Raw genomic sequence first — 602 nt, 5'->3', positions numbered from 1 at the left:
GGCCATGCACAACACATGGCCGGTGCGAAAATTGCGTGTGGCGGACCGGGGCGTTCGGGAAGGCCTGTTGTTCGGATTGATGAACGACGCCGACCGGGAAAATAAGGCGGCTCCTGTCCCTGCACAAGAACAGACGATCAAGGAAAGTAGAGTTTAGAACCCCATGACTGCATCGGGCGGAAAGAAAAAAGGCAAGGGCGGGAAGAGCGAGAGCAGCTCCACAACCGGCCGCTTGCTGCATACCAAGGTGAAGACAGCCCGGGGACGGAAATATTCGTCCAAGCTGTGGCTGGAACGTCAGCTGAACGATCCTTACGTGGCCGAAGCGCGGGCGCGGGGCTTCCGGTCCCGTGCGGCGTTCAAGCTGTTGCAGCTTGATGATCGCTATAACCTTCTCAAACCGGGTGATTCTGTGGTTGACCTTGGGGCCGCCCCGGGCGGTTGGACCCAGATCGCGGTGGAGCGTGTCGGTGCCCAGAAGGGCAAGGGCAAGGTTCTGGCCGTGGATATTCTGGAAATGGAACCCATGCCGGGCGCCGAGGTGATGCAGCTTGATTTCACGTCCGAGGATGCGGACAAGCGTGTGAAGGCAGCCCTTGGCG

At 60.0% G+C, this 602-nt stretch carries 1 protein-coding gene; it reads left to right on the top strand.

The annotated features are described in order from the left end of the window. Positions 1 to 163 precede the first annotated feature (163 nt). The coding region (locus QQJ79_RS15805; RefSeq protein WP_284223887.1) for an SAM-dependent methyltransferase at positions 164 to 602 on the top strand (439 nt) is incomplete at its 3' end.

The organism is Brevundimonas denitrificans, from assembly GCF_030160755.1.
Classification (GTDB): Bacteria; Pseudomonadota; Alphaproteobacteria; order Caulobacterales; family Caulobacteraceae; genus Brevundimonas; species Brevundimonas denitrificans.
Note: the sequence above shows the minus strand (reverse complement) of the source record. Positions and strands in the feature narration are given on the sequence as shown.